Below are 20,833 nucleotides of genomic sequence, written 5' to 3'. Positions count from 1 at the left end.
TTACCACCATACTAACCCAAAAAAAGTAGTAGTATGACCTAAAACTACCTCCTTATGTTTATCTAATGAAGCGTCATAATGCTGCTGCGTCTCATTTATAAAATTACTGCAATTATTATGGTAAGTACCTTTTGAAGCAGCCTTATAACTCTGATAAGATGAAGTTTCATAATGCCCCTTCTCTAAGGTAATAGTAAATATTGTTTATTAGCATTAATACTTTATCTATTATATAATTGGCTGCCTACCAAAATGCGGCAACAACACCGCCATCAATACTTAAAGTGTCTTCTTCTGTTTCACAAGTTATAATCCTAGGATAACAGAGGTTTGCTATACTATCTAGACTTAGATTTAAATCTGACTCTGAATCTAGCACGTCTATTTTTTTCTATTAGTCATAAAGATCCCCTTTTAGTTACTAATTAATTAAACTTTTTGTATAACTTGCGTCTAAGGGTAAATTTGTATGTCACTCCGGTACTCACATCCTTACGTATTTTTATGTATGCTGCGGTGGCAAGTGTTTCCGTGTCGTCTTCAAATTCTTCCTTATTAGCTACATTATGCAATAAGTCTATTGTAGGCTCAGTAATTTAAAAAAATCAATTAGCTACTAATAGACTGTCTGTAATAAATGTTAACCGGTAATTTAATTTTTTTTTGCTGTAAATTATAAGATTTTTTTGAAATAGGAACTGCTATTTCTGCAAAAATCTTCAATTATTAATTAAAATTTATTACAGATAGACTATTAAATAGTGCGCCTGATTTTATACCTGAAGTCAATAAATGGTATTAATAAATTAATGCATGAAAATATCGATTTCATTCCAACCGATAAGGTCTAAATTAGCTCTTATCGGTAAAAAACGGAAAATATCTTGGGCAAGTTCATACCTATTTTCTTTAAGTAGCATTTTTTGTAAAATATCTTTTAACTGATGCAAATAAAGCACATCTTTTGCTGCATATTCTTTTTGTTCTGAAGACAAATTATCCGCACCCCAATAGGAAGATTGTTGTTGTTTTGAAATATTTATATTAAGCAATTCTCGGCACAAATCCTTAAGCCCATGACTATCGGTATAAGTTCTAACTAGTTTTGAAGATATTTTAGTACAAAAGATATTTTCTAAATCTATACTTAAATATTTTTTTATGGATGCTAGATCAAATCTAGCAAAATGAAATATCTTACATCTAGTTTTATCTAGTAATAATGCTTTTACATTAGGAGCTGTATAATCTTGATTTGTAAAATGAACAAGATGAGCTTCACCATTGCCGTTACTAAATTGTAGCAAACATAGTTTATCTCTATGTAGATTTAGTCCCATTGTCTCGGTATCTATAGCTAGATCTCCTTCAAGTTTAAAATTATTAGGTAGGTCGTTTTGATAAATTTTTATAGTCATAAATGATTTTTAATTCCTTTGAATCAATAATGTTGTTGTGTGGATCGAAAAACGCGTTCTGTGTCATACCGTGGTTTGACCACGGTATCAAAAAAAATTAAAAAAGACTGGATCCCGCGATCAAGTCGCGGGATGACAACAAAGTTTTGTTATTGGTGATTAAACACCTGCTCATTTGGAGCAGCTACTCCTAAAACTTTCTTTGCTTGTTCTTCTAACATATCTTTATTTAGAGATTCCGTTCGAAGTAATTTGACGTTATGCTCAAGTTCTACTCTTTCTGCTCGTAAGCCTTTTAGTTCATCATAAGCTTTTTCAAGCTGCCTATTTACTTTTAGATATGCAATAATCCCTTTGTTACCATATATGCAATGAAAAACAAAATATCCAAGCAGTAAAGCTAAAACGATATTTAAAATTATTTTTTTAGCATGATTATTTAAATGTATTATCATAAATATATATTCATAAGAAATAATATCAGAGCGGTTAAAATAATACTATCAAATCTGTCTAGCACTCCTCCATGACCGGGTATTATATGACCGCTATCTTTAATATTAAATTTTCGCTTAAAATATGAAATAAATAAATCACTTAATTGAGCTATTAATGCTAATATACAACTAATTATAAACAAATAAATTTTATTTGAAAAATAGTAATTTTCAATATGAAAGTTTGGTATAAAACTAACTAATACCGCAACTAAACCTGCTGATAATACTCCCGTCACTAAACCGCTCCAGGTTTTTTTAGGACTAAGTTTCGGAGCAAGTTTTGCTCCTTTAAAAGTTTTACCGCCAATCATAGCGAAAGTATCTACCGACCACATTATGCAAAAATAAAGCATAATAAGCCATCTATTGGTATCTTCCATACTTAAAAATATTAATAGGCTTATAGGAATCGGAATAATAATTAGCCCGATTAATAGATCAGGAATAGAAGAGTAGGTCATATTATACCATTCACTTAACATTCCCGTACTTACTAATATCATTAGAATATAGAATAAAGGCTTACACCATAATATAGCTATGATAAATAACGGAACTAAAACTATACCGGACAGGATTCTTAAATATATGTTTGATTTTTGTTTATCTTTTACCAAATGTTCTTTTCCTTTTTGAGTAATCATTTATAGCTTCTTGTATATCATATTTATTAAAATCAGGCCAATATTTGGGTGAGAAATATAATTCAGCATAAGCTGCTTGCCAAAGCAAGAAATTACTGATGCGATAAACCCCGCCCGGTCTTATTAATAAATCTACATCCGGCATTTCAGGATCATATAAAGCGTGTTGTATATCGCTGTCACTTACTGCTTTTTTACCGCTTGTAATAATTTTTGTGCAGGCATCAACTATTTCTTGACGACTTCCATAACTAAAAGCTATACAAAGCGTTATTTTATTATTATTTTTTGTTAATTCTATAGCATTATTTATTTGTTTTTGCAATGAGCTACTTAATAAAGTCAGCCTACCTATTACTTTTATTTTAACGCCGTTTTTATGTAAATTATTTAATTCGGTTTTTAAATAAATACTTAATAATTTTATTAAGAAATCTACTTCCGTGCTTGAGCGTTGCCAATTTTCGGAAGAGAAAGTATATAAAGTTATATAAGGTATGTTAAGGTTAAGAAACTCAGGCAGTAATTCACGAATTTTATCGGCTCCTGCTTTATGCCCTTCAGATTTTGTTAAGTTATGCTGATCTGCCCAACGAGCATTACCGTCCATTATTATTGCTAAATGTTTTATGTTAGTCATTATTTTATATTTTAGATGTTGCTGCACGGATCGATTTTTCCGTCATTGCGAGCGACTGCAAGGAGCGTGGCAATCTCATGAAACAATATAAAATTTCTGAGATTGTCACGCCCTCGGCTTTGCCTATCCTTGTAATGACGACTTGGCATCTACACGGGAATGACATCGGTAGTCATATTTTAGGTATTTCGATTCTTACCGATAGCCCGCCTAAATCCTTGCTATCTTCTAAATAAATAGAGCCTTTATGATCGTTTATTATTTCTTTAGTAATAGCAAGCCCAAGCCCTACGTTACTTGCATTATCAAGCTGTCTTGCTTTATCCGATCTATAAAACGGTTTAAATACAAGGTGTGTTTCCGTATCATCTATACCGGGACCGTTATCCTCAATAATTATAGCTACGGTAGATGAATTATCTTTTGAGGATATCTTAATTTTAGTTCCATATTTTATAGCGTTACCGATTAAATTAGACAAGGCTCTTTCAAAAGAATGCGGCTTAATGCATACTTCTAGTTTATCTAAATTAGTAGATTTTATAAATTCAATATTTACATGTGACCATTTGTTAAAAAAACGTTCCATCCAAGGTAATAATAAAATGTCTTCAAATTCTTCTGTACTTTCACCTTTAGCAAAATCTAAATAAGAATTTATCATTTGCTGCATAGTTAATATATCTTGTTTTAACCCTTCGATTTCTTCGCTTTCTTCCATCAATTCAAGTTGTAGCTTCATTCTTGTTAAAGGAGTTCTCAGGTCATGAGAAATCATAGCAAGCATAGTGGTTTTTTTAGTAATTTGTTTTTCAATACGAGCTTTCATTTTTAAAAAAGCAAGCCCTGCTTTTCTTATTTCTAAGGCTCCTGAAGGTTTAAAATTTTTCCCTTTTAAAACACCTCGACCAAATTTATCCATGCTATCCGCAAGAGTGAGTATTGATTTAATTTGATTTTTGGAGAAAATAATAGAAACAGAAAGTAATATAACAGTTAAAGATATAATCCATAAAACAAATATATATACTGTAGGATTAAGTAGTAACTTTGCAGGAAAAGTAATATATAATACTCCATCTTTTAATTCTAAAAATACTTCAATTTTATTTTCCTTATTTAGTTTAACTATATTTTTTTCATGGATTTTTGTAGCTAAAATATTTTTGAATATAGTTAAAGGTTCACCTAATTTAGGCTGTTTTATAGATAACTTTTTATTAAGCTGAAACTGATAAGATAAATTAAGATAATTTTCTGATAAATGGGTTATCTTTCTTGAATTATTTCTATGTTCTTTAATCAATGATTCTATTTCATTGATAATAATAGTACTAGTATAATATGAAACATTATACCAATGACGATCGTAAAACAAAAATATAGCAACGATTTGTCCTATTAAAATCGGAATGATTATAATAAACATAAACCGTACAAATAATGTTCTTGGTAAAGCATATTTCAAAGAGCTTGATACAAGCGAATTTTTCAAGATTCGTCTGTGCTCACGTATTTTTATACGATGTGTAGGCTCGCTTTTAAATTCATCTTGTCTGAAGCTCTTTGAAATATGCTGTAATAATTTAGATATAAAGTGCATAGCCCTCATTACGCACAGTTTTTAAATATTTCGGCTCTTTTGGGTTGTCTTCTATTTTGCTTCTTATTCTTGTAATTTGTACATCGATAGAACGCATACTAAGCCCTCCCATTATTTTTGACAGTTCAAAACGACTAGTAGATTTACCGGAATTTTTTATTAATATCTCAAGTAATTTTTGTTCAGTAGAGCTAAGAGATACAATTTGATTATTCTTGGTAAATTCTTTTGTATCGGAATTATAAAAATTATTGCCGAATTTAATTATATTCGTTTCTTTTAAGTTATTATAATTATTGATTAAGTTATTTATCCGAAGTAATAATTCTCTCGGTTCAAAAGGTTTAGTTATATAATCAGAGGCACCGGCTTCAAGTCCTTTAACACGGTCATCAGCTTCCGATAAAGCAGTAAGCATAACTATAGGAATATTATTACCGGCATCCCTTATAGTAGTAGCAAAATCAAGCCCTGTTATTTCAGGTAACATAACATCTAAAATAATTAAATCATAATTAGAAGTTTTTAATAGATTCTTAGCTTCTATGACTGAGCTTGCCGTTGATACTAAAAACGCGTTTTTATTTAAAAATTGCTTTAAAAGTGCTAATATTCTGCTATCATCATCAACGATTAAAATATGTGCTTTGTATGTATGCATGTATACTCGTTTAATTTAAAAAAATTGTATTTCACTATTGTCATCCCGTGGCTTGACCACGGGATCTTATGTCGCAGGCTGTGTTCTGAGATCCTGCGATCAAGTCGCGGGATGACGTTAAATACTACTGGATTCCCGCTTTCGCAGGAATGACATAAGAACTACGGCCGTATAGCTCATGACGATTGACAATACTTTAATATAAATATAGGTTAATGACAATGGTAAAACTAGAGCAAATTTTTTGGCATGTTTGGATTAACGGTGATTTAGTGCCTTATCAATTTGCAAGGATTCATGTTTTGACTCATAGCCTGCATTATTCAGGATCGGTATTTGAGGGTGAGAGAGCTTATAACGGCAAAGTTTTTAAACTAAAAGAACATACGGCAAGATTAATGAAATCAGCAGAAGCATTAGGTTTGAAAGTACCTTATAATGTAGACGAGATAATAAAGGCTCATGAACGTGTAATAAAACAAAATAATATTAAGGATGCATATATAAGACCGCTTATTTGGTGCGGAGACGAGTCGCTAAATATCACTAATCAGTATTTATCTACTAATCTTTTGATTGCCGGTATTCCATCTATGCCGAGGTCTTTTGAGAAAGGTATAAATTTGCATGTAAGCCGCTGGCGTAAAGCAATGCCTGATAGCACCCCGGTACAATCTAAATCCGCCGCTCAATATAATATGGCCATAACGAGTAAAAAAGAAGCTAAGGTTCTTGGCTATGAGGATGCATTATTACTTGATTATGAAGGGTATATTGCTGAATGCACTACAACAAATATTTTCTTTGTTAAAGATAAAATATTATATACTCCAATTGCCGATAGGTTTTTAAACGGTATAACAAGACAGACTATTATTGAAATTGCAAAAGATTTAGGTCTAGAAGTAAAAGAAGAGCGTTTAAAATTAGAGCAAATAGAAGATTTTACCGGATGTTTTGTTACAGGCACGGCAATTGAGGTACAAAATATTGATTCTATAGATCTTGGCAATAAAAAGATTATTTTTGATGATCATAAAATTGCAGATCGTTTGAAAGAAGAGTATAGGCGTGTTGTTAGGGAGTAGAAGAAACGTCATTGCTAGGCGGTATTGCCTGTGTATGGATACCGAGTCGTCATTGCGAGCAGTCGTAGACTGCGTGGCAATCTCATGAAATAATAACAAACTCCTGAGATTGCTTCGTCGAATTACTCCGTAATTCTTCTCGCAATGACGATTTAATAAGCTAAACAATTAAAATCAAAAAAATCATGCATAACATATTTAAAGGTTTAATTACCGCACTTATAACACCTTTTAAAGATAATAAGTTAGACTTATATGCTTTAGAGAGAATTGTAAAACATCAAATAAAGCATGAAGTCGATGCAGTATTAATTGCAGGCTCAACGGGAGAAAGTAGTAGTTTAAGCTTTGAAGAATATAAATTATTACTGCAAACTAGCGTAGAAATCGTTAATAAGTGTATTCCTATAATAAGCGGCTGTTCATCAAATAATACTACTTATGCAAGAGCACTTGCAGCGGAATCTACAAAAATCGGCGTAGATGGTTTTATGGCTAGTCCACCATCTTATGTCAAACCTACCCAACACGGGATTTATAAGCATTTTGAAGCATTGCATGAAGCGTGTAATCTACCTATTATGTTATATTCAGCTCCAACTAGAAGCGGAGTAGATTTTTCTGACGAGACAATATTGAGACTTAGCAAGCTACCGCGTATTTTAGCATTAAAAGATTGTGGTGTAGATTTAGAACGTCCATTGCGGATCAGAGCAACAGTTAAAAAGGATTTCAATATTTTAACCGGTAATGATGAAGTAGTCTTAGCTTTTAACGCTCAAGGTGGGGTGGGGTGGACTTCTGTAGCCTCTAATATTGTTCCTAATATATGTAAAGAGCTATTAGAAAAATGGAATAAGAATGATACTAAAGGAGCATTAGAAATCCATCAGAAATTACTACCTTTATATACAGCATTATTTGTAGAATCTAATCCGATTCCGATAAAATATGCTGCACATTATTTAGGTTTATGTGAAAATGAAATTAGACCCCCATTAACTGAAGCAAGCGATAGTGCCAAAAAACAAATTGAAAACATCATAACATCACTATCTATAAAAATATGACTGAATATAAGAAAGTTATTGCACAAAATAAGAAAGCCCTTTTTAATTATTTTATTGAAGAAAGATTAGAAGCGGGTATTGTATTAAAGGGTAGTGAAGTACGGTCTCTGCGTCAGGGCAAAGCTTCTATAGAAGAAAGTCATGCGGCAGATACCGGACATGAGGTATTTTTGTATAACTGCCATATTGCAGAATATGAAAAAGCGAATAGATTTAATCATGCTACTCGTAGACCGCGTAAATTATTGTTGCATACTAAAGAGATAAAGAAAATTATCGGTAGAATTAGAATAAAAGGCTATACGCTAGTAGCTCTTTCTATGTATTTTAATAAAAAAAATAAAGTGAAAGTTGAACTTGGTATTGCTAAAGGTAAGAAATTACATGATAAAAGAGAGTCAATTAAAGAAAAAGACTGGAAAAGAGATCAGAGCAGATTAATAAGACAGAAGTAATGGACTTTGCTACACCGGATGACAAGCCGGCTTTGTTACATAGCTCGTTTTATGTCATTCCCGCTTTCGCGGGAATGACATATAGAATTACTTAGACTTTAGGAAGATATAAAATTTTTAAAAAAGGTATTTATGCAGCATATTATAGGTAAAATATTGGTTATATTTATAGTTATAATAGGAGTTTTATTTGTTTTCAAAACAATGAAAACTTATTCTACAAATCTGGTTTCCGTTGAGGTTAAACAAAGCGAAGATGCAAGAAAATGTGAAGAGGAAAGAGTACAAGAAATAATCAAAGATTATTTGCTTAAAACTCCGGAAATAATAATAGAATCAATAGAAGGGTTGCAAAAACGTAAAGTACAGGAAAATGAGACTAAAGTTAATAACTATATAAAAGATAATAAGTTAAGTATTGAAGATAGCACAAGTTTTCCTGTTATAGGAAATAAAGACGGTGATGTAACAATAATTGCTTTTTATGATTACAATTGTTCTTATTGTAAAAAAGGCGATGTTTCTATAAATGAATTATTGCAAAACGATCCAAAAGTTAAAGTTGTATTACGACCGCTTCCTATCCTTGGAGATGTTTCCGAATATCTTGCAAGAATAGTTTTAGCCGTTTATAAGGTTAATCCAAGTAAATTCAAAGCTATTCATGATGAATTAATAAAAATAAGAGATGTTTCTAAGGAATCTATAAAAGAATTATTAACTGAGAATGGCTTAAATGCTACGGAAATTGAAGAAATTGCCTATAGTAATGAGATTAAAGATTTAATTACTCAAAATATGAAAATAGCTAGAAGTCTTAGAATTCAAGGAGTACCTGCGTATATAATCGATTCAAAATTAATACCTGGGTTAATAGATTTCCCACAATTACTAAATATAGTTAAAGAAATTAGGGGTCATTAAGAGTTCTTAAGAATTGTTGCGTAGACCAGTAAATGCTTTTTATGTTATTCCCGTGAAAGCATTGTTGCATGGATACCAAATCATCATTGCGAGGAGCGAAGCGACGTGGCAATCTTGTCAAGCATCCTAAAATTGCTTCGTCAATTAGTTACGTAATTTCCTCGCAATGACGACCTTCAGTCTCCACGCAACAAGGCCTAGTAGGAATGACAGCAATTGCTCTTGAATAACTTTAGCCTTTATTTAGTAAATCTAACATAGTTTTACCGATATCGGCAGGGGATCTAGTGATAATTACGCCGGCACTTTGTAGAGCTTCAAGCTTATCTTCGGCACTTCCTGTTCTTCCGACAATAATGGCTCCGGCATGTCCCATTCTTTTACCTGGAGGTGCTGTAATACCTGCAATAAAGCTTACTATAGGTTTCTTGATTTTTGACTGCTTGATAAACTCAGCTGCATCTTCTTCTGCATTACCGCCAATTTCACCGATCATAATAATTGCTTTTGTTTCATCATCTTTCAAAAACATCTCAATACAATCAACAAAATTAGTGCCGTTAACAGGATCGCCGCCTATACCGACACACGTAGATTGTCCAAGTCCTACTGCTGTTGTCTGTGCTACTGCTTCATAAGTTAGAGTACCTGATCTTGAAACAATACCTATTGTTCCTCTTTTATGAATATGCCCAGGCATAATACCGATTTTACATTCACCCGGTGTGATAACTCCAGGGCAGTTAGGACCGATTAATCTAGTTTTAGAACCGGCTAAAGCACGTTTTACTTTCACCATATCAAGCACCGGAATTCCTTCCGTTATACATACTACTACTTCAATTTCGGCATCGATTGCTTCTAATATTGAATCAGCGGCAAAGCCGGGCGGAACATATATAACGCTTGCATTTGCACCGGTTTTTGCTTTTGCTTCATGTACGGTATTATATACAGGTAAATCAAGGTGAGTATGACCGCCTTTGCCGGGTGTAACACCGCCAACCATGTTAGTGCCGTACGCTATCGCTTGTTCAGAGTGAAAAGTTCCTTGTAAACCAGTAAAACCCTGACAGATAACTTGTGTTTTTTTATTTATTAATATTGCCATGTTAAATAATGTTTATTGTTTTTATTTTACTTTGATGTCATCCTGCGACTTGATCGCGTGATCCAGTCCTTTTTTAATTTTTTTATGAATACTGTGGTCAAGCCACGGTATGACACTGAACTGGTTTTTCGAGCTATACAACAAGGTCAATGCCTGTATAGCTCATGACGGTTATCTACCGTATCGCTTCAACTATTTTATTTGCCGCATCTGCTAAATCATGTGCCGGTATTATTGCTAAACCGGAATTTGATAAAATTTCTTTGCCTTTTTCAACGTTTGTGCCGGCTAAACGAACTACTAACGGTACTTTTATACCTATGTCTTTTGCAGCGGCAATAATCCCTTCTGCTATAATATCACAACGCATGATACCGCCGAAAATATTAACTAGAATCCCTTGTACTTCTTTATCAGATAAAATTATTTTTAAAGCTTCTTTTACACGCTCACGATCAGCTCCACCACCGACATCCAAGAAATTAGCAGGCGAAGCACCGTAAAGTTTAATAATATCCATAGTGGCCATGGCAAGACCAGCACCGTTAACCATACAACCGATATTACCGTCCATTTTTACATAGCTAAGTCCTGCATTTGCTGCTCTAGTTTCTAGAGGATCTTCTTCATCATGATCACGCATTGCCGTAATATTCGGATGCCGAAATAAGCCGTTATCGTCAAAAGTAATTTTTGCATCTAAAGCTAATAAGTTCCCGTCGCTATTTACAATTAATGGGTTGATTTCAATTTGTGCTGCATCGGTTTCAATAAAAGCATTATAGACTGATTTTACTATTTCTTTCATCTGTTTAGCTTGGTTATCCTTAAAGCCTAACTCATAAGCTATGCCTCGCATATGAAAATCTTGTAAACCGGTTGCAGGATCAACGGAAAATTTAATAATTTTGTCCGGAGTTTTTTCTGCTACTGCTTCAATATCAACTCCTCCTTCTGTAGAAGCTATAAAAGTAATACAGCTAGCCAATCTATCAAATACTATACTAAAATAATATTCTTTTAAAATATCACAACCTGATTCGATATAAAGACGGTTTACTTTTTGTCCTTGAGGTCCTGTTTGATGCGTTACTAAATTAATACCAAACATGTCATGAGCAACTTTTTTGGCTTCTTCTTTACTCTTAACAACCTTAACACCGCCTGCTTTACCTCTACCGCCGGCATGTATTTGTGCTTTAACCACATATACTTCCGTATTTAATTTATCTATGGTTTCATTAATCTTTTCGGTTTTCGTAACAACTAGCCCGGTGGAAGTAGGTACGCCGTATTTTCTTAAAATCTCTTTTGCTTGATATTCATGAATATTCATTTTAAATAATTTATTTAAATTGCTATTAATTTTTATGGATAAGATGCATTTTTAACTTCTCTTACTAGGTCTTTATCAAAAGTGATAAACTTATTAGCACTATTGACTTCTCCTTCTGCAATAATTATATAATCGGCAAAGTCTGCTTTACCTTTAATATATTTCTCAGTAGCTGATATTATTATGTCTTGATGCCCAATGATAAAGCCGGAATTATCAATAAGGTTAATTACTGTTTCATAAATTTCCTGGCGAGTAAATTTATTTACTTTTAGCACCCATACAAATTCAAGTAATGCATATGATGCAATAAAAATCTTATTAGCGATGTTATTGTTTAAGAAATTTTGAGTTGCTTTACCTTGTATTTCATCATCTTCAAGAAAAGTACGAGTTAAGATATTAGTGTCAATTCCTATCATTTTCGATAACCGCAATACTAATAGCTTCATCTACATCCACCGGACCGCTTTTAGCTTTATGTTTACCTTTACCAAAAAAGCTATAGATATCTTTTTTTATGGGAAGCAATTCTAATGTTTCATTTTTTTTGTAGTTAATTATTAACTCAGAGCCTGAATGTAAACCAAGTTTATTTCTTATATATTTAGGTATAACTACCTGTTTCGATGAGATTACTACTCTGGCACTTTTAGTCATAATACTAATATAGTAAGTTATCTGATCTTACTTTGTATATAAAACACAATTTATTATATGTCAATAAGTTTATAATGAGGTTACTTATTCACTATCCTCTTTGAATACGTTATCTTCCTAATAAAGTGATGATATAATGCAGCTAGTATATCAAAATAATTAAAGCAGTAAATAAGCAGCATTTTTATAGATTTTTTTAAAGATTTTGGCAAATTGTAAATCTGGAGCAAAAGAATTTATAGTAAACAAACCATAAAAATCAATATGATGGTTTGATAAAATAGTGATTAGAAAGCCACTTATCGGCATTAATAACATTAAAAGCTATGTATATTAATATTAGCGGCTTTTTTTGCCAATTCGGCATATCTTCCGGTAGCAAAACATTAGCATTATAGAATTTCCATAAAAGCCTTATTATTACTAAAGATAAAACAACTATACCGGTTGCTTCATGTATCCCGTATAATTGCCATTTTAAAGGAAGTTCTAAGAAATTATCCATTAAGACACCGACAATGAGCATTACTATAACTATAATGCTCATGATCCAGTGAAAAAGTTTTGCAATTAAGCCGTAAGAATTTTCAGTATTTGTAAGTAGCATGATAGTACTCAAACTTACTTAATGTCATTGTCGCTCTTCTGTGTCATTTTCCTGCGAAAGCAGGAATCTAAAAAACAATAAAAAATACTAAAATTATTAGTATTTTTAACTAGATCCCATGGGCAAGCCACGGGGTGACACCAAGTCACGGTATGACAGTGTCTTCTTAATTCCCAACGGCCGTATCTATAATCTTTTCTGCCTCTGTACCGCTAATTTTTTCTTTATCATTCAGAATGAGATTAGCATTCTTTAAGTCATCTCCTATATGTTCCGCTCTTCCTTTTAAAACCTTAGCTAAAAACTGCTCGGCAAGAGCGTAATATGAGATTCGATTACCGGCTTTTGCAAATCCATGACCTTCATCTTTGTAAAGTGCATAAACTACCGGTATATGCTTTGCTTGCATGCTGTTTACAATCTGTTCTGATTCTGCCTGCACGACTCTCACATCGTGAACACCTTGTGCTATAAATAAAGGCTTTTTGATATTATCAACAAAATTAATCGGTGATCTTTGTCTTAAAAATTCTTTTTCTTCTTCAGTATCCCAAGGTCCTATACGTGTTTTATATATACTTAACAATGGTGTCATATAAGGAGCTTTAGATTGCACATGAGTTAATAAATTAGACATACCGACAACGTCAATACCGCAAGCAAATACGTCAGGCGTCATGGTAAGACCTACAAGCGTTGCATAACCTCCATAGCTTCCACCCATAATACAAACTTTGTCAGAATCAACTATATTATTCTTAATAGCCCAGTTAACACCATCAATTAAATCGGTGTGCATTTTACCGGCATATTCTAAATTACCGGCGTTTAAGAAATCTTTCCCAAAACCGGTAGAACCACGGTAATTTATACTTAAAACTGCGTAACCACGATTTGCAAGCCACTGATGCTCAGGATTATATCCCCAGCTATCACGTACCCACGGACCGCCGTGGACATTTAAAATTAGAGGTACTTTTCTATCGGGTATATTATTTTTATCGAGCTTTACATCATTTGGAAAAGTGATATAGCTAACTAAATCAAGCCCGTCACGTGACTTGATAATTATCGGTATCATCTTAGCAAGATTATATTGCTCAAGTTCTTTGAGATTAGTAAATAAAAACTCAGCTTTTTTATTTGCCCTATCATATTTATAATATTTCATCGGTGCATTATCAGCCATATAAGCAACGATCCAAGTTTTATCGTCTAGCGTCCTACTATTAATAATTAAATCACCGCGATCAATAGATTGCAAATATTTAATATCATCTTCAATATCTTTATCTAATATTTTATATGAGACTCTATCATAATCTATAGATACTGCTTGCGGCGTTTGCTTTGTGGGATGAACTGTAAATAAGCCGATATCAGCTTTTGCATCTTCGGCTAATATTTCTTCACTACCTGTAGCTAGTGTTATAGCTTTAAGTGCGGAGGTATTACGATTACGTCCCTCTAGCATATATAAAGTTTCACCGCTAGCATCAAAACCAAGTATGGAAGTGTTAAAAGAATCTTCCATTGATATCTTAGTAAATAACTTTGGTTCTCCGTCTTTTAATTCATAATATTCAACAGCTCCGTCTTTATCTAGTAAGCTACCGAATCTTAAATTTAAATTTTCATCAGTTACATAATCAGTAAATCTATCATTTTTATAAATCAGTTCTTTTTCTAGAGTATCTAGATTTAATTTGTAAATATCAAAATATTCAGGATTACGCTCATTTAAATATATTAATATCTCATTTGGCTTCTTATGACTTGCTCCGGCTATTTTGGCTTTAACTCCTTTTGCAGGAGTAAGTAATTTTGTCTCTTTTGTCTCTATGTTATAGCTATAAATTCGGTCATTTTCATCACCGTTAAAATCTTGGGTATATAAAATATTTTTATTATTATAAGCTTTAGCATAAGACCAAATACCGCGTCCTTTATCATGGGTTATGGCTTCTGCTTTACTAATATCATCTGAGGGTGCTAGCCAAATGTTTAATACACCGTCTTTCGGTGCAACATATAGAATATATTTGCCGTCGTGGGTTAGAGAAACCCTTGCTTTATCAGGGTTACCGAATAAAATTTTTCTGGGGATTATTTGATTGTTATCCGTTATCGTTTGAAACATAAAAATACCGACACTTATTATTAATATAGTGCCTATAATATAGAAAATTTTACTCATTACTAATAGTTTGTTATTTAGTTTTATAGTCTTTTGATGTCATTCCCGCTTCCGCGGAAATGACATTCAGGTCATAAAATATAATTGCTACACTCTCTCAATATTGCTTAAAAACCAATCAACTTCTTTGGTATTAGCATTACGTGTAAATGTCCATTCTTCTTTTAAATCTTCGATTTTGTCAACTACATTTTTACCTTGAAATAGTAATTTAATAAATATGTTATTACCGAACATGTAAATTTCTGAATATTTTGCACTTAAAGCCGATGAGTCAAAAAAATCACCATAGGACGGTGTTATTTTTTCAAATTCTTCCAAGTATCTTTTATCTATCAGCTCAGATAATTCTTTAGCATCTTTTTTATAAGCAGCTTCTATAATCATTTGAAAAGCAGTTTTAGCATTATTTATGAATTTAACCGGATCAAAGGAGTAAAGGCGTTTATGGACTTGTTCCATTCCATCTACGACCGCAGTTATATTATGTTCTACTATTATATCTTTAAAAGCTTTAATATCTTGGGCTGTTGGAATATTTTTTTCTTCTTTATTAGATTTAACTATACTGTAAGTTACGTCCTTAATAACCGGTTCGCCAAAATAAGATTTTTGCTTTGTCTGTTCCTCTTCTGAAGTAGAACCGAGAGTCGTAATTAATTTGTTGATAATGTAAAAGGCAATAACGGCAAAAATTAATAACTCTATTATTTGAGGAGACATTTTCTATTTATTTTTATTAAAAGATTATTTTTATATATTAATATAAAAAAATAATCTTTTAAAGTTATTTAATAAAAATAAGGATTTATTTTTATTTGAGTTATACTTAAAATTTAAAAAATCACTAAAATATCTTGATTATTTTAATTATTATGATATTTATCGTTTTGTAAATGATGTTTAAACTCCATCATTGCAAAACATTTATTATAGCCTTTAGTCCATTTATGTTAGGGGGCTGTTGTACTAAAGCTTAATTTTTAAGCGTTTTTAGTATAACGGATAATTATTGTTTTCAATGATTGCTTTTATCCCCTAGCACCTATCTATCTATTCACTTTTAATTGATGAATGAACTGGCGAGCTGGTAATTCAATTGTATAATGCAACATAGTAGCTATTGTAACCGAAGTAGCAAATTTAAGCCATAAAGGAGTTGGATAAATCCAGTAATATGCTACAAAAAATTCTGTAGTTAAAACAGAAAGGTATAAAGCATATGAAATTTGATCTAGAAAATATGTTATTGGATTACCGAAAATAAGTGTACTTAATCCTGAATCATTAGATGTTCCAATAATTATTAAGGATGAGCCAACTGCAAGCCACCAAAGTGTTTCTGCATTAATTATAATAAAAATATAAGCAAAAACAGCAATTCCTACAAACTTAATTATATTATTATGTAATAATATCATAAATAATATAATTAAGTTTCAAAGATTTTATATATTTTGTAATAAAAAATGTTATACAACCAAAAATAAATACACCTAAAAACATTATTAAGCTTTTACCGTAAGCAAATTGTACTCTTTCATTACTAATATGGGTCTGCAGCCATTGAAAAGCATAAGGAGCAGAAATTATCCCATAAGATATAAATAACAAGATTATCAATAACTTAATTATTGATAATCTTTGCATCAATGATATTAAAAAAGGAAATAATTAATATGTAAACATTGCCGTACGTATTGTACATGAAGGTTGATTCCAAGATACTAAATCCGTGAACCCCCATGCTTGAATAAGGAACACATTATAAAAGCATAAATAAATGTAAGGGATAAACTCTGGCAATACGTGCAAATAAAAAACTTTTATAACTAACGGTATGCGTATAAAATCTAGTATTATATACATAACATAAAATAAAGCCGGATAACACAAAAAATATTACAACCCCAAGACTGCCAAGTCTTGCTATATTCATTCCAATTGAGTTACATGGCCAAATTATATGTGGCGTGTTAAGAAGAATACCCATAATGCAGTATACCCGCGTAAACCTGTTAATCCTTTTATTTCTTTTAAGTTATCTATTTTGTTATGCCATATTTAAGTTATAACATTACTGATTAAAATATGGCATGATACAATAACCTAAATATTAAAACAATTTATTAATAATAATTTTTTTAATAAATTATTAGATTCTTATATTCAGAGATCTTTTAATAAGTGTGCCACTTTTATAGCATTATCAAATCCGTGATCGTAATGAAATCTTATATCAGGCGAGAATTTCATATTTATTTTATTAGTAATAAAATTTCTGATAGCATTTTTAGAATTATTTAATGCATCCATAATTTCATCTATTGTTAGTTTAGTATTAAAAGGCAAGAAATAACAATTAGCTATTTTGAGATCAGCAGTAACTATAACTTTCGTAATAGTGAGAGGACAATCAAAAAGTCTGGTATCCAGCATTTTGCCACGCCTTAGAATTTCTATTAATACTTCATTTATAATGCTTGCTAATTTTTGTTGTCTATGAGAATGAGTTTTGGTTAATTTTTTCATGCGTTAAAATATATACAATTCTAAGGCATAATAGCATGCTTTTGCCACACAACCAATACCTAAAAATTTTAGAAATTTTGTTTTAAAAAAACCAGAGAATAAAGAAATAAAGCTTCCCCAAAAAGCAAATGCCATTAAGAAAATTATAAATATCTCATATTTATAATATAGTTTTGTTAAATTTTTATGTCTTAAAATATTTTGTGTATTTTTGGAAGCATAAAAGATATTTAAAACTATTTTTCCAAAAATATAATTGATTGCATTACCGCTAAGAGAAGCACAAATAGCTACTAACAGCATTATTAAACTATTATAGCCTCCGAACATTTTCATAGAATGAAATATTAATTCATTCTGAAAACCTATAACAAGATTTGAGACAAAACTATCAACAAATAATAAACTATATGCTTCAAATTGATTCATGAATGTAATATATTGAATTTTGATTAGGGGTATTAATCGTCATTGCGAGGAAAAACTGTAAGTTTTGACGAAGCAATCTCATGCCAAAATCCTGAGATTGCCATAACCCTTACTATCTAACACCAAAATAAAGTAACTGGCAATGAAAAAGCAAATTATTTATCCTGATTTTATAGCACGAATTTTTTCTACGGCACTTGATTTATCAGTATTTGCCTTTATAGCAATCCCAATATCACAATTTTGTTCTTTTAATTTATTATGGTTGTTCTTTAATGATTACTTCCTTAGCAATAACATTAATCTTCATAATCCCAATGAAATGTTTAACTCGGTTATGAGTCAGGAATTTTATGAATATCTTAAAGCAGGAAATTTTAATAAATATATTTTGTTTAATATTTCAATTTTTGCTACTAATATATTAGTAATAGGCTCATATTTCATAACGCTTTGGTATTATAAAGGTGCAACGCTTAGTAAAATGTTTTTACGTATGAAAATCGTAGATGCCGTAACCTTAAATCGTCCGACCTTAAAGCAGTTAATTAAAAGATTTTTAGGGTATATGACTTTTCCTATCGGTATTTTTTTCATACTTTTTTCTTCTAAAAAACAAGCATTACATGATAAGATAGCCGGAACCGTCGTTATTAAGTCTTAAATATACTCCTAAGTAATACTAAGTAATAGACGAAGTTTAATTTGGAAAAGAGCAAGGAGTATATAAGGCGAGGAGCGGAGCATATACACTTAATAGGTGAGTACCGCAGTTCTTATAATACGACGTAGCTCATTTTTCAAATTAAACGAGTATATTTATGAATGAAACAAATGATAATGATATAGATCAGCTAATTTATCTTTTTTCAAAATTACCCGGTCTTGGTATTAGATCGGCAAGGCGTATAGCGCTTTACCTATTGCAAGATAAAGACGTAAGGTTAAAAAGCCTGATTAATAATCTTGTAGAGATAGATAAGAAAATAGTAAAATGCGAGATTTGTGGTAATATGGATACGGAAAATATGTGCCGTATTTGTTCTTCTGAATATAGAGATAAATCAATTATTGCTATTGTCGAAACTGTGGCTGAATTATGGGCAATGGAGCGTAGCGGTAATTTTAAAGGTTTATATCATGTACTCGGTCATAATTTATCGGCAGCTAGTAGACAAAACCCTAGCATACTTCGGTTACCTGAACTACTTACAAGATGTTTTGCAGAAAATATTAAAGAAGTTATTATTGCTACTAATTCTACTTTAGAAGGTCAGACTACTGCTTATTTTATTACAGAATATTTAAAAGAGCATCCTGCTAAAATTTCTCGCCTTGCTAGCGGTATACCTATCGGAGGTGAACTTGATTATTTAGACGAGGGTACCGTATCTGCCGCTATTAACCTACGCCAACCTTTTGAGTAAAAATTAATAATTTTATTAAAGTTATAGTGAATCTTGATGAAATTCTAGATGATGTTCGCCGGCAAATTTTATTACATCATTATGATTTCCTTGATGATCAAAATGTATCAGTAATTCACCTTGTTCGTTTGAATGTAATATATTTGTGAATAAACGCTGGTCACCATCAATTTTAATGTCAACTACTTTTTACCGATAAATTTAACGCCGTTATCCCCCTGTTGTCTATATATTATATCTTTCTTTAAGGCATTTATAAATTTATCACATTGATTCTTATCTAATCTCAATGGCTTCCTGATTTTTATTATCATATTGTAAAATTTCCTCAACTTTCTTTAACGCTAAGTTGTATTTCTTAATTGCGATTAAACAAGTGATAATCTTATTAATTTTTTCTATAGCTTGTGCTTGTGCAAAATTAAGGTTGCTAACAAGAGCTTCGATATGAATTTGGTTAATATATTCTTCAGGATTTATAAAAATTCTATTGCCTGGAAGATATTACTGAGATATGGAGTTATTTTATTTTTAGGTATTTTTTGTATAAATTGTTTAGCTAATTCATATTGTTTGGTATATAAGGCTGTTGTAGATAGTAATATAACACCACTAATAGAGTTGCTAATTTCGATTCACTCATCCTTTAGGTTTTCTTCATTCACAATTTTCTCAGCAGCAGAATATTGATTGTATTTGGCAATATATTGAAAACATCGAAACTGTTCTTGACTATCTTTAGATAAATTGTCTTGGTTAATTAGATTTAATTTAGCTTCAGCAATTTCAGCTAAATTAAAACTCATTGCTGTCAAAATTTTGATATCTGTAGGAGCATTTTTGATTAAATTTTTTGTTGCTGTTGCCATTTCGTTAAGTAAATAAATATTAAATAAGCTATAGCTTGATGAAGCGCTATCGTTTGGTCGATCCTTTAAAATGCGTAATAATTGTTCTTCGTCTAATGATAATTTTCCTGTATTATTATAGGCTACTGATAGATTATAACGGTAAAAATAGATGAATTTACTTTCCTGTTTTTGCTCATTGTTTACTAGATTCGCTGGTCGTGGTGCAAGTAATGTTATTATTTCATCATATTTTTTGGTAGCAAGCAATATTTCAGAAAAAGAGCCTAGAATAGCAAAATCTTCTATATTTGCTAATTGTTTAATAATATCAGGTTGAAATAAATTTCTGCAATAAAATTTAGATATTTTTGATACCATTCTCCTTGAGTTTTAAGTAAATTTAAAACTATAGGTGCTGATTTAAGTATATCTTTAGTTACTTCTTCCATTAATGCAATATTCTTTTCTACTACGGCTAAACGAAAAATATTTTCCTTAGCGATAAATTTATTGATAATCTTAGTGATAGGGTTAGAAGAATTGGAGCTAGGTTTGTATTCAAAAAATATTTCTACTTTAGAATTTTTATTAATTAAAGCATTATATTCACTAATCTCATACTCTTTAAATAACTCATGATTTTTAAGTTCTTCGTAACTGTATTTTTTAATACACATTCC

The 20,833-nt window shown here is 31.4% G+C and carries 27 protein-coding genes; 6 read left to right on the top strand and 21 right to left on the bottom strand.

Annotation, left to right across the window (positions count from 1 at the left end; translation table 11 throughout):
• Positions 1 to 244: 244 nt before the first annotated feature.
• The 7 genes from RSIB_RS10095 to RSIB_RS05105 form a co-directional block, all read right to left on the bottom strand.
• Positions 245 to 379, bottom strand: coding sequence for a hypothetical protein (locus RSIB_RS10095; protein WP_004995766.1), 135 nt, complete (start codon positions 377 to 379; stop codon positions 245 to 247).
• A 427-nt stretch (positions 380 to 806) separates the two neighbouring features.
• Positions 807 to 1,418, bottom strand: coding sequence for a ribonuclease D (locus RSIB_RS05080; RefSeq protein WP_004995765.1), 612 nt, complete (start codon positions 1,416 to 1,418; stop codon positions 807 to 809).
• Positions 1,419 to 1,567: 149 nt separating this feature from the next.
• Complete coding sequence (locus tag RSIB_RS05085) at positions 1,568 to 1,873, bottom strand: FtsB family cell division protein (RefSeq protein ID WP_004995762.1); 306 nt, start codon at positions 1,871 to 1,873, stop codon at positions 1,568 to 1,570.
• Positions 1,870 to 2,562 carry a phosphatidate cytidylyltransferase gene (locus RSIB_RS05090; protein WP_004995760.1) on the bottom strand — a complete coding sequence of 231 codons (693 nt, stop codon included), beginning with the start codon at positions 2,560 to 2,562 and terminating at the stop codon, positions 1,870 to 1,872. Before RSIB_RS05090 ends, RSIB_RS05085 begins: the two co-directional genes overlap by 4 nt.
• Positions 2,522 to 3,202 (bottom strand): polyprenyl diphosphate synthase, encoded by a 681-nt coding sequence (gene uppS / locus RSIB_RS05095; protein ID WP_004995757.1) that lies wholly within the window; start codon positions 3,200 to 3,202, stop codon positions 2,522 to 2,524. Before uppS ends, RSIB_RS05090 begins: the two co-directional genes overlap by 41 nt.
• A 172-nt stretch (positions 3,203 to 3,374) precedes the next feature.
• Entirely contained in the window at positions 3,375 to 4,805 is a 1,431-nt protein-coding gene (locus RSIB_RS05100) for a palindromic element RPE3 domain-containing protein (RefSeq protein ID WP_004995754.1), read from the bottom strand.
• Complete coding sequence (locus RSIB_RS05105; RefSeq protein ID WP_004995752.1) at positions 4,789 to 5,466, bottom strand: response regulator transcription factor; 678 nt, start codon at positions 5,464 to 5,466, stop codon at positions 4,789 to 4,791. The genes RSIB_RS05100 and RSIB_RS05105 overlap by 17 nt, the downstream gene beginning before the upstream one ends.
• Before the next feature lie 215 nt (positions 5,467 to 5,681).
• Here RSIB_RS05105 and RSIB_RS05110 point away from each other — a divergent pair, with 215 nt between their 5' ends.
• From RSIB_RS05110 to RSIB_RS05125, 4 genes are all read left to right on the top strand, one after another.
• The gene (locus RSIB_RS05110; protein ID WP_004995751.1) at positions 5,682 to 6,554 is read left to right on the top strand and encodes a branched-chain amino acid transaminase; all 873 of its coding nucleotides are present in this window, start codon (positions 5,682 to 5,684) and stop codon (positions 6,552 to 6,554) included.
• Positions 6,555 to 6,739: 185 nt separating this feature from the next.
• Positions 6,740 to 7,624 carry a 4-hydroxy-tetrahydrodipicolinate synthase gene (dapA, locus tag RSIB_RS05115; RefSeq protein ID WP_004995750.1) on the top strand — a complete coding sequence of 295 codons (885 nt, stop codon included), beginning with the start codon at positions 6,740 to 6,742 and terminating at the stop codon, positions 7,622 to 7,624.
• Positions 7,621 to 8,079, top strand: coding sequence for an SsrA-binding protein SmpB (smpB, locus tag RSIB_RS05120; protein ID WP_004995749.1), 459 nt, complete (start codon positions 7,621 to 7,623; stop codon positions 8,077 to 8,079). Before dapA ends, smpB begins: the two co-directional genes overlap by 4 nt.
• 132 nt (positions 8,080 to 8,211) lie before the next feature.
• Positions 8,212 to 9,003 carry a DsbA family protein gene (locus RSIB_RS05125; protein ID WP_004995748.1) on the top strand — a complete coding sequence of 264 codons (792 nt, stop codon included), beginning with the start codon at positions 8,212 to 8,214 and terminating at the stop codon, positions 9,001 to 9,003.
• Positions 9,004 to 9,235: 232 nt separating this feature from the next.
• Here the strand turns inward: RSIB_RS05125 and sucD are convergent, their stop codons facing one another.
• The 12 genes from sucD to RSIB_RS05170 all read right to left on the bottom strand — a co-directional run bounded on the left by sucD (position 9,236) and on the right by RSIB_RS05170 (position 17,875).
• Positions 9,236 to 10,114: a succinate--CoA ligase subunit alpha gene (gene sucD, locus RSIB_RS05130; RefSeq protein ID WP_004995747.1), complete on the bottom strand. Its 879-nt coding sequence runs from the start codon at positions 10,112 to 10,114 to the stop codon at positions 9,236 to 9,238.
• A gap of 175 nt (positions 10,115 to 10,289) precedes the next feature.
• Complete coding sequence (gene sucC, locus RSIB_RS05135) at positions 10,290 to 11,450, bottom strand: ADP-forming succinate--CoA ligase subunit beta (protein ID WP_004995746.1); 1,161 nt, start codon at positions 11,448 to 11,450, stop codon at positions 10,290 to 10,292.
• A 32-nt stretch (positions 11,451 to 11,482) separates the two neighbouring features.
• A complete protein-coding gene (locus tag RSIB_RS05140; RefSeq protein WP_004995745.1) occupies positions 11,483 to 11,872 on the bottom strand; it encodes a PIN domain-containing protein in 390 nt (129 codons plus the stop codon).
• A complete protein-coding gene (locus RSIB_RS05145) occupies positions 11,859 to 12,110 on the bottom strand; it encodes an AbrB/MazE/SpoVT family DNA-binding domain-containing protein (protein WP_004995744.1) in 252 nt (83 codons plus the stop codon). The genes RSIB_RS05140 and RSIB_RS05145 overlap by 14 nt, the downstream gene beginning before the upstream one ends.
• A gap of 159 nt (positions 12,111 to 12,269) precedes the next feature.
• Positions 12,270 to 12,428, bottom strand: coding sequence for a hypothetical protein (locus RSIB_RS09545; RefSeq protein ID WP_016770139.1), 159 nt, complete (start codon positions 12,426 to 12,428; stop codon positions 12,270 to 12,272).
• On the bottom strand, positions 12,370 to 12,717 hold the full coding sequence (locus tag RSIB_RS05150; RefSeq protein WP_004995743.1) for a cytochrome b: 348 nt from the start codon (positions 12,715 to 12,717) through the stop codon (positions 12,370 to 12,372). The genes RSIB_RS09545 and RSIB_RS05150 overlap by 59 nt, the downstream gene beginning before the upstream one ends.
• Before the next feature lie 166 nt (positions 12,718 to 12,883).
• On the bottom strand, positions 12,884 to 14,914 hold the full coding sequence (locus RSIB_RS05155; protein ID WP_004995742.1) for a S9 family peptidase: 2,031 nt from the start codon (positions 14,912 to 14,914) through the stop codon (positions 12,884 to 12,886).
• 87 nt (positions 14,915 to 15,001) lie between these two features.
• The gene (locus RSIB_RS05160) at positions 15,002 to 15,637 is read right to left on the bottom strand and encodes a Tim44 domain-containing protein (protein WP_004995740.1); all 636 of its coding nucleotides are present in this window, start codon (positions 15,635 to 15,637) and stop codon (positions 15,002 to 15,004) included.
• A gap of 326 nt (positions 15,638 to 15,963) precedes the next feature.
• Positions 15,964 to 16,335 carry a hypothetical protein gene (locus RSIB_RS06785; protein WP_004995739.1) on the bottom strand — a complete coding sequence of 124 codons (372 nt, stop codon included), beginning with the start codon at positions 16,333 to 16,335 and terminating at the stop codon, positions 15,964 to 15,966.
• A gap of 344 nt (positions 16,336 to 16,679) precedes the next feature.
• Complete coding sequence (locus RSIB_RS10340; protein WP_012719693.1) at positions 16,680 to 16,907, bottom strand: acyltransferase family protein; 228 nt, start codon at positions 16,905 to 16,907, stop codon at positions 16,680 to 16,682.
• A 176-nt stretch (positions 16,908 to 17,083) separates the two neighbouring features.
• Positions 17,084 to 17,446, bottom strand: coding sequence for a 30S ribosome-binding factor RbfA (gene rbfA / locus RSIB_RS05165; protein WP_004995738.1), 363 nt, complete (start codon positions 17,444 to 17,446; stop codon positions 17,084 to 17,086).
• A 3-nt stretch (positions 17,447 to 17,449) separates the two neighbouring features.
• Positions 17,450 to 17,875 (bottom strand): YqaA family protein, encoded by a 426-nt coding sequence (locus tag RSIB_RS05170; protein ID WP_004995737.1) that lies wholly within the window; start codon positions 17,873 to 17,875, stop codon positions 17,450 to 17,452.
• A 142-nt stretch (positions 17,876 to 18,017) separates the two neighbouring features.
• On the opposite strand from RSIB_RS05170, the gene RSIB_RS05175 reads away from it, so the two are divergent.
• Together RSIB_RS05175 and recR are read left to right on the top strand one after the other, a co-directional pair.
• Positions 18,018 to 18,539: an RDD family protein gene (locus RSIB_RS05175; RefSeq protein WP_004995736.1), complete on the top strand. Its 522-nt coding sequence runs from the start codon at positions 18,018 to 18,020 to the stop codon at positions 18,537 to 18,539.
• 157 nt (positions 18,540 to 18,696) lie between these two features.
• Positions 18,697 to 19,302, top strand: a complete 606-nt coding sequence (gene recR, locus RSIB_RS05180; protein WP_004995735.1) for a recombination mediator RecR — start codon at positions 18,697 to 18,699, stop codon at positions 19,300 to 19,302.
• A gap of 635 nt (positions 19,303 to 19,937) precedes the next feature.
• Here recR and RSIB_RS08945 read toward each other — a convergent pair.
• Both RSIB_RS08945 and RSIB_RS05190 read right to left on the bottom strand, forming a co-directional pair.
• Positions 19,938 to 20,531, bottom strand: coding sequence for a hypothetical protein (locus RSIB_RS08945; protein WP_004995734.1), 594 nt, complete (start codon positions 20,529 to 20,531; stop codon positions 19,938 to 19,940).
• A complete protein-coding gene (locus tag RSIB_RS05190) occupies positions 20,465 to 20,830 on the bottom strand; it encodes a hypothetical protein (RefSeq protein ID WP_004995733.1) in 366 nt (121 codons plus the stop codon). Before RSIB_RS05190 ends, RSIB_RS08945 begins: the two co-directional genes overlap by 67 nt.
• Positions 20,831 to 20,833 lie beyond the last annotated feature (3 nt).

The sequence above is a fragment of the Rickettsia sibirica 246 genome (assembly GCF_000166935.1).
Taxonomy (GTDB): domain Bacteria; phylum Pseudomonadota; class Alphaproteobacteria; order Rickettsiales; family Rickettsiaceae; genus Rickettsia; species Rickettsia rickettsii.
This window is presented reverse-complemented; position numbering and strand designations above follow the sequence as displayed.

Excerpts from the sequence above, each read along its gene's own strand:
- RSIB_RS05080 (WP_004995765.1), bottom strand. The coding sequence starts at position 1,418 with ATGACTATAAAAATTTATCAAAACGACCTACCTAATAATTTTAAACTT.
- RSIB_RS05085 (WP_004995762.1), bottom strand. The coding sequence starts at position 1,873 with ATGATAATACATTTAAATAATCATGCTAAAAAAATAATTTTAAATATC.
- RSIB_RS05090 (WP_004995760.1), bottom strand. The coding sequence starts at position 2,562 with ATGATTACTCAAAAAGGAAAAGAACATTTGGTAAAAGATAAACAAAAA.
- uppS (WP_004995757.1), bottom strand. The coding sequence starts at position 3,202 with ATGACTAACATAAAACATTTAGCAATAATAATGGACGGTAATGCTCGT.
- RSIB_RS05100 (WP_004995754.1), bottom strand. The coding sequence starts at position 4,805 with ATGCACTTTATATCTAAATTATTACAGCATATTTCAAAGAGCTTCAGA.
- RSIB_RS05105 (WP_004995752.1), bottom strand. The coding sequence starts at position 5,466 with ATGCATACATACAAAGCACATATTTTAATCGTTGATGATGATAGCAGA.
- RSIB_RS05110 (WP_004995751.1), top strand. The coding sequence starts at position 5,682 with ATGACAATGGTAAAACTAGAGCAAATTTTTTGGCATGTTTGGATTAAC.
- dapA (WP_004995750.1), top strand. The coding sequence starts at position 6,740 with ATGCATAACATATTTAAAGGTTTAATTACCGCACTTATAACACCTTTT.
- smpB (WP_004995749.1), top strand. The coding sequence starts at position 7,621 with ATGACTGAATATAAGAAAGTTATTGCACAAAATAAGAAAGCCCTTTTT.
- RSIB_RS05125 (WP_004995748.1), top strand. The coding sequence starts at position 8,212 with ATGCAGCATATTATAGGTAAAATATTGGTTATATTTATAGTTATAATA.
- sucD (WP_004995747.1), bottom strand. The coding sequence starts at position 10,114 with ATGGCAATATTAATAAATAAAAAAACACAAGTTATCTGTCAGGGTTTT.
- sucC (WP_004995746.1), bottom strand. The coding sequence starts at position 11,450 with ATGAATATTCATGAATATCAAGCAAAAGAGATTTTAAGAAAATACGGC.
- RSIB_RS05140 (WP_004995745.1), bottom strand. The coding sequence starts at position 11,872 with ATGATAGGAATTGACACTAATATCTTAACTCGTACTTTTCTTGAAGAT.
- RSIB_RS05145 (WP_004995744.1), bottom strand. The coding sequence starts at position 12,110 with ATGACTAAAAGTGCCAGAGTAGTAATCTCATCGAAACAGGTAGTTATA.
- RSIB_RS09545 (WP_016770139.1), bottom strand. The coding sequence starts at position 12,428 with ATGTTATTAATGCCGATAAGTGGCTTTCTAATCACTATTTTATCAAAC.
- RSIB_RS05150 (WP_004995743.1), bottom strand. The coding sequence starts at position 12,717 with ATGCTACTTACAAATACTGAAAATTCTTACGGCTTAATTGCAAAACTT.
- RSIB_RS05155 (WP_004995742.1), bottom strand. The coding sequence starts at position 14,914 with ATGAGTAAAATTTTCTATATTATAGGCACTATATTAATAATAAGTGTC.
- RSIB_RS05160 (WP_004995740.1), bottom strand. The coding sequence starts at position 15,637 with ATGTCTCCTCAAATAATAGAGTTATTAATTTTTGCCGTTATTGCCTTT.
- RSIB_RS06785 (WP_004995739.1), bottom strand. The coding sequence starts at position 16,335 with ATGATATTATTACATAATAATATAATTAAGTTTGTAGGAATTGCTGTT.
- RSIB_RS10340 (WP_012719693.1), bottom strand. The coding sequence starts at position 16,907 with ATGGGTATTCTTCTTAACACGCCACATATAATTTGGCCATGTAACTCA.
- rbfA (WP_004995738.1), bottom strand. The coding sequence starts at position 17,446 with ATGAAAAAATTAACCAAAACTCATTCTCATAGACAACAAAAATTAGCA.
- RSIB_RS05170 (WP_004995737.1), bottom strand. The coding sequence starts at position 17,875 with ATGAATCAATTTGAAGCATATAGTTTATTATTTGTTGATAGTTTTGTC.
- RSIB_RS05175 (WP_004995736.1), top strand. The coding sequence starts at position 18,018 with ATGAAAAAGCAAATTATTTATCCTGATTTTATAGCACGAATTTTTTCT.
- recR (WP_004995735.1), top strand. The coding sequence starts at position 18,697 with ATGAATGAAACAAATGATAATGATATAGATCAGCTAATTTATCTTTTT.
- RSIB_RS08945 (WP_004995734.1), bottom strand. The coding sequence starts at position 20,531 with ATGGTATCAAAAATATCTAAATTTTATTGCAGAAATTTATTTCAACCT.
- RSIB_RS05190 (WP_004995733.1), bottom strand. The coding sequence starts at position 20,830 with ATGTGTATTAAAAAATACAGTTACGAAGAACTTAAAAATCATGAGTTA.